General features: G+C 42.5%; 5 protein-coding genes. All 5 read left to right on the forward strand.

All coding sequences use genetic code 11. From position 1 onward, the window contains the following. Nucleotides 1–20: 20 nt before the first annotated feature. The 5 genes from WS40_RS04750 (at nucleotide 21) to WS40_RS04770 (ending at nucleotide 6,992) form a co-directional block, all read left to right on the forward strand. Nucleotides 21–1,508, forward strand: coding sequence for a PH domain-containing protein (locus WS40_RS04750; RefSeq protein WP_325208417.1), 1,488 nt, complete (start codon nucleotides 21–23; stop codon nucleotides 1,506–1,508). A gap of 235 nt (nucleotides 1,509–1,743) precedes the next feature. Next, complete coding sequence (locus WS40_RS04755; RefSeq protein WP_325208418.1) at nucleotides 1,744–2,277, forward strand: RNA polymerase sigma factor; 534 nt, start codon at nucleotides 1,744–1,746, stop codon at nucleotides 2,275–2,277. After that, nucleotides 2,277–4,739: a hypothetical protein gene (locus WS40_RS04760; protein ID WP_046440606.1), complete on the forward strand. Its 2,463-nt coding sequence runs from the start codon at nucleotides 2,277–2,279 to the stop codon at nucleotides 4,737–4,739. Before WS40_RS04755 ends, WS40_RS04760 begins: the two co-directional genes overlap by 1 nt. A 216-nt stretch (nucleotides 4,740–4,955) precedes the next feature. After that, nucleotides 4,956–6,308 (forward strand): MATE family efflux transporter, encoded by a 1,353-nt coding sequence (locus WS40_RS04765; protein ID WP_046440608.1) that lies wholly within the window; start codon nucleotides 4,956–4,958, stop codon nucleotides 6,306–6,308. Nucleotides 6,309–6,476: 168 nt separating this feature from the next. Beyond that, on the forward strand, nucleotides 6,477–6,992 hold the full coding sequence (locus WS40_RS04770; RefSeq protein ID WP_242989446.1) for a hypothetical protein: 516 nt from the start codon (nucleotides 6,477–6,479) through the stop codon (nucleotides 6,990–6,992). Nucleotides 6,993–7,140 lie beyond the last annotated feature (148 nt).

Genomic DNA, 7,140 nt, shown 5'->3' on the forward strand with positions numbered 1-7,140 from the left:
CATAGACAGGAAAGGTTTAAATGAGCCGCAGAGAAACTATCAAAGAAAAAAGAAGCTGGCTGAAGAATTTCTTCACCCACCGCCAGCACCCTATAATGATATTATCTTATACAACTAAATATATGTGGCTTCTTGCTATCCCTCTTGCCAAGTATCTCATAGCCGCAAAATTCAACTTTCAAAGCTGGTTTCAGGCACATTGGGTTGATATCCTCACTATCACATTTATCTTCGGCTACGCTTTCCTGCGCTGGATATTTGTCTACTATGAGCTTGAAGAAGATTGCATCATAGCCCACACAGGCTATTTCGGCATAACACGAACTAAGGTCTATTTTGCCGAGATAAGCTCATTGTCACTGTCACAAGGATATATTTCCAGACTTATACATTCCTGTGCCGTATACATAGACACCGATGCAAAATCACTGCAAAATGCAGATATAATGCTCACCCTTACAAAAAAACGAGCCTTTGAGCTTTATCATTTTGCCACTGCCAAATGCAAAAACAAACCTAAATATGTCTACAACTCAAAGAAAAGCCTGCTCGTTATATTCTCTCTCATCTTTTCATCAACTCTGTCAGGCATGATAATCGTGCTGTCGGTACTTTACGAAGCATATAGGATAGTAGGACGAGAGGCGGAGGAACAAATACTCCGCAGAGTGAATACGGAGATAGCAAAAGTTCCGGTGCTTGCAGAAGTGCCTGAATATATCCTTATCGCAGGCGGTGTGCTGGCAGGAGGCTGGCTCATATCATTTCTGTCGAATCTAATGCGCCACTGGAATTTTTCCTGCACACGCTGTTCCGACCTTTTCATAATCAGAAGCGGGATAGGCACAAGACGCAGACACGTCCTCTATAGAGATAGAGTAAACTATATCGACCTAAGACAATCATTGCTTATGAAGATATGCAAAATAACCTCTGTGTCTGCCCACTGTACAGGATACGGAAAAAGACGGCTTGAAATATCAGCACTTATACCGATAACGACAAACGGACAGGTTGACCGCTCCCTGAAGATGCTCATGCCGAAAATACCGCCGGTGAAAAGCGACATCTCCACAGGAAAAGCCGACCTTGGCAGATTTATAACGATACCGCTCATATGCACGTTTATACCCATCGTATCAGGAAGAGGAACGCTTTACTTTTTTCCTAACTGGAAAAGAGAAATAACCATACTTGTTATACTAACTACCATACCATTGCTGTGGCTCGTGATAGTCAAGGCGGCGGCAGCGTTCACAACGTCAATAGGCTTTGAAAACGGGTATTGTACATTGTCATATTGTAAATGGTATAGCTTTCATAAATCAATAGCCGCACTTGACAGAGTGTCAATGGTAACCGTCATGCAAAATCCGTTTCAGAAGATAAGCCATACTTGTGCCGTGAGAGTTTATACCAATTCGGAGAGTACAGACTATCATACTGTAAAGGGACTTAATTATGATAAGGTTATAAAATTGTTGAACAGGAATGGGTATGCGGTGTGAAAAAAATGAGGAATGAGGAGTGAGGAATGAGGAATTAGCATAGCAGACCAAAGTTACCCCCTCAGCACCGAGCGAAGCGATTTTGCGGCGCCAGCACCTACACAGTTTGATAAACAAATATCATCAGGGACGACCACCTCGTCCCCGATTTTTTTATTCAAAAAAATATTTTTCACTGCAACATTTCAGTGAAAAATATACACTTATATTATGACGGACGACAGGGGGGATCAGATTGGACAAAAAGGGAAGAAAAAAGCTCGCAGAACTTGCGGTGAACGGCGATACGGACGCCTTTTCTAAGCTCTATGGAGAGATATATAAGGAGCTTTATTATTACGCCCTCGCTAACCTGCAAAATGCCGAGGACGCCGCCGATGCAGTGCAGGACGCTGTGCTGGACGGCTATATGAGCATCTCCTCGCTACGGAAAAGCGAAGCTTTCGATAGCTGGATGTTCAAAATTCTGGTCGCCAAGATCAAACAAAAACAAAAGGAATACGCCCAAAGACGCTCTAACCTCGATTATATTAATGAAAGCGACGCAATAATCAAGGACGAAAGCGGCTTCAAGCGGTGCGAGATCTTAGAAGAGTTTGCTGATCTCAGTGAAGCGGAAAGACTCTGTATATCACTTCACTGTATAGCAGGCTACAAAGGCAGGGAGATAATGGAGATAACAGGTATTAAAGATACGACAGTCCGTTCCCATATATCCAGAGGTAAAGCAAAAATACGCAGTAAGCTGTTTGGAAAGGAGGTGACATGATGAGAAATTTAAGAAAACGCAGAAAGCTTATCAGACAAATGGAACAGGCAAACAAAATTCCTGATAAGCTCATGCCCCAGGAAATAAAAGATATGCTGGACGTGGCAGGCTTCAGACCCGTTATCGAAAATACTCCAAATAGTGCAGAGATAAAAATAAACAGCGGCAGAAGCAACGCCCTGAGATGTCTGGCTGTGGTGGCGGCTTTCGTCCTTGTGGTAGGCGGATTTGCTGTGCTTAGGTTCAGCAATACCCAGTTCGTCAAAAAATACCCCAATTCCGCTTCTTCACAGTCCGCTGACGCCTCAGGTCTTGACGGCCTCCGTGGAACGACCTATAAGGGTCTTTACAACTATATAAATAGCAACAGCAAAAACATAGAGGACTTTATAGTTGACAATAGCTATATATTCAAAAATATCGACACTTTGACTGTTGATGACGATGACTATGTGGCTTTGTATAAGCAGGCACTTAGAGATCACCAGCTCACCCCTAACCCCGCTGATATACAGCTCACTCGCTCAGGCGTGGATATCACCCCCACAAACAGCATAGATGAGCTGGAAACAAACATAACCTACGGAAATGCCCATTTCATTACTGACAATGGCGGTATCGACGTTTATATTACCCAAAACGGAAATATCACAAAGTCAGAACAGGATATCTTTGCGGAAACCTTCCTTAAAAAGGGTCTTGTCGACATTGCCGAATACGAACAGTACGGCTGTAAGTTCGCTCCAAGCGTTGTTGCAATGTATTTGGATAATAACGAGCTTTACGCTTTCTTCGACTTTATCTTACCCGTGAAGTCAGGAAAGAAAAACCTCGATATCGAATACTGCGGAATGTGCGGATTTGACGTGAGCGACCCTGAGAATATCAAGCTCATAAGCGAGTTTGAACAACCCGGCGTGCTGGAGGGCATAAGAAAAGTTGACGGAAAGTTTTTCATCGTGTCACGCTACACCCGAGCAGCTTCACTGCTATTAGATGACCAAAAGCCCGAGGATATCGCTCCCGTGCGATACATCAATGGTGAAAAACAGCTTTTTGAAGAAAGTGAAATGTATATCACAGCCAGAGATAATACACCGTCCATGATCCTGCTTTCGTCCTTTGACGGAAAAAATCAAGGCTCATACATGGCTTCAAAGCTTATCGCCTGCGGTGAAAGCAGCATCTTAATGGGAACAGACAACATTTATATTTTAAGAGCATATGGCTTTGAAAAAACAGACGATGATTACAGCACAGTGCCAACAAGAGCGCTTATTACAAGAATAAACTACGGCGGCGGCGACATGAAGCTTAACAAAACCCAGACCGTCACAGGCGCAGACGCCGAGCATATAAGCCACGCCATATCAGGAGATGAGTATAACGGCAGATTGTCGCTGTTCTCAAACGACTCTGCAAACATTTACGATATCAGCACACACAATATCTATTATAGCGGCATTAATATCTGCACCCTGTGGCTTTTTGACAATGACCTTGGCGGCCCTGTGAAAAAGACCCTCACATACGAGGACACTGATTTCGAGAGTGCAAGATATAACACGTTCTATCATTCTATGCTGTATGTTTACAGAGATTATTCTTCCGCTTACAGCAATGATGACACTTATCAGCAAGCGAACAATATCCAGCTTGATGAAGTATATGATTTCTCAGACCCTAACAAGATAACTCAGGTGACCCCTGATGATAAAGTGATAGCAGTGTCAACGGCAAACAACATTTTCCAATATGGTCTGACGAACTATAACGATGATATTGCAGTGCGCACCGACAGCACGTCATTTGACTCTTTCAGCGTAAAGATACTCGACAAGAGCAAAACAGAAAAGCAAGAAACGCTTTTATACGGCTCAAGCGGCAAGGGCATAGCGAATGCTAACGGCACAGTGGATCAGGTGCAGGTTTATGACACAGAGGTAGTAAAGAAATTCAACTTCTTCAAGACTATACAGGAATACAAATATCACGAGAAAGAAATGGGAACAACAGTTGACGGAAAGGATATGACCCAAAGATCCGCCAGCACTATTTCTTCAAACTCCATAATAACAGACAACGAAAACGGATATATAGCCATACCATTCTATGACATAACCACAGTAGGCAAGACCGATGACGGCGACAATTGGGAATATACCTATTATGAAAAAACTATTGAAAAAATTCTGGTAATGAAATATAACATAGAAACAAAAACTTTCAGCGAGTATGGAACTATAAAGCTTGACGAATATACGGATTATTTTGACGATTATTTCGATCATGCTAGCGAAGACGAGATCACGGCTATGGTCAACGACAATGACCAGAAAGATCATTACCGCAGTGCATTCGTTCAGGACGGATATATTTATATCTTCTCCGACAGACAGATACGCTCATACAGCTATGCCGATCTCTCAAAACCCACTGACAGTGTAGACATAGTTAAATAAAATTACACCAAATTTCCCCTTTAGCACCCGACGGATAAATTTCTGTCGGGTGTTTTTTTGCTAAAACGTTTTCGTTATTGCACACAAATAAAACCACCGCAAATTGTATAGTATGTACAATAAATGTTCACAGTAATATAACCAATTGAAATTCTATTTGTGCTAAAATAATATGGTTTTAGGAATAAATATAAGACATAAATAGGAGAAAGAATTATGAAAGACCTAACGAAAGGAAATATCACAAAGCTGATATTGATGTTTTCCCTGCCCCTTCTGCTTGGCAACGTTTTTCAGCTTTTTTATAATCTTGCCGACACCCGTATCGTGGGACAGACCTTAGGCAAAAACGCCATAGCCGCCCTTGGCGCAACTTCATCAGTAAACACCGTCATAATAGGCTTTCTGAATGGTCTTACAAACGGCTTCGCCCTTGTGACAGCACGCTTTTTCGGTGCAAAAGAGTTTGACCGCCTGAAAAAGTCCGTCGCCCACGCCCTTACCCTAGGTATCGCAACGGCAATAGCCCTCACCGCCCTCAGCCTTGCCTTTATCGACCCACTGCTGAAAGCGTTGAACACGCCTGACAACATCTTTAAGCAGGCAAAAACCTACATAGTCATAATCCTTGCAGGAATGATAATATCAATGTTCTATAACATCTGCGCAGGTATCCTCCGTGCAGTGGGCGACACTGTTTCGCCACTTATCTTCCTTATAATATCAACTATCGCTAATATCGGGCTTGACCTTCTCTTTATCCTGGGCTTTAAAATGGGTGTTGAGGGTGCGGCATATGCCACCCTTATCGCACAGGGTATCTCAGTTGTGCTTTGTATAATATACATCATTAAAAAGCACAAATTTCTTATCCCATCAAAAAGCGACTTCCGCTTTAACTTCAAGCTCGCAGGAGATATGTATGCAACAGGAGTTTCAATGGGACTTATGATATCTCTCGTTGGTATCGGCACTGTTATAATGCAGGGCGCAATAAATATCTTCGGCACTGACATAATAGTCGCCCATACCACCGCAAGAAAAATATCTGAGATCTATATGCTCCCTATATCAGTTTTCGGTGCAGCTTCAGCAACCTTTTCAAGCCAGAACTATGGTGCAGGCAGGATAGACAGAGTAAAAGAGGGCGTGAAAAAAGCGACCCTCATAACATGGGGCTGGTCTGTTATCGTAATAGCCGCAACATGGCTTTTCACACCATTTTTCGCACACCTTATCACAGGTATCAGCGACCCTGAGATAGTGGGTACAGTGGAAAAATACATGAAAATAAACACAGCATTTTACTTTATCCTCGGCATAGTAATAGTTTTCAGAAACGCACTTCAGGGCGTAGGAGACAAGATAACACCTATAGCTTCAAGCATAATAGAGCTTTTGGGCAAGTTCGCAGTGGCAATGATACTCGCCCCACGCATGGGATATTTCGGCATCATGATAAGCGAACCCCTTGTGTGGGCAGGCATGGCAGTGATGCTCGGCATAGGCTTTGCCGCTAATAAGACCTTCCGTAAAGAGAATATCCCCAATACGGCAGAGCAAATGTAAATAGTTTGTTAACTCACATAAAACAGATAGCTCCCTATGTAGAAAAAAAGTAAGCCACTATTGATTTTATCAAAGAAACGTGTTATAATTAGTAAAAACATACAATCCACAAAAGTGTGGCTAACATACCATAGACGTGAAAGGGGGAAATGCCTGCAAACGGCAGGCATGACAGAAAAAATGCTTTCAAAAATATTGTCAAAAGAGGAATGTGCAAAGTGCAGGATATGCTGCTGCTTTGACAGCTATGATATATGGGAAACACCGTATATCTCACAAACGCTTGCAAGCAAGATATTGCAGGAATATACCCCTAAGCAGGAATTTATAAAGAAGGAAAACCACTTCTTGTTCAAAATGGATAAGGAACAGAATGCAGACCTGTATTATTGCCCAATGCTGGATAACGAGAAGGGCTGTATATTAGGCGACGACAAACCGTTCGACTGCAGGATATGGCCGCTGAGAGTAATGGCACTAAATGAAACTAAAGTAATAACATTGTCGCCGGTCTGTCCTACTATGAATGAAAAGTCCATAAAGGAGCTGACGAAAACGGCTAACGAGCTGGCAGATCAGATATTTGAATATGCAGACGAAAATCCGGAAGCCGTGAAACCGTATCTTGACGGCTATCCAATATTGGTGGTAGAGGGCAAGAAATATAAAGATACACTTGTATGATAAAAGGCGTTGTAAAAAAACAGCGCTCAAAGAGTCGAGATTTCCTGCTTTTGGGAAATCTCGACTCTTTTTTATGCCAGATCGCAAAAATAACTATTTTGGCTGAATTTTGGGTACAGCAAACACAGCGGCACAAAAACTGCGTTTT

This window comes from Ruminococcus sp. N15.MGS-57, assembly GCF_000980385.1.
GTDB lineage: Bacteria > Bacillota > Clostridia > Oscillospirales > Ruminococcaceae > Hominimerdicola > Hominimerdicola aceti.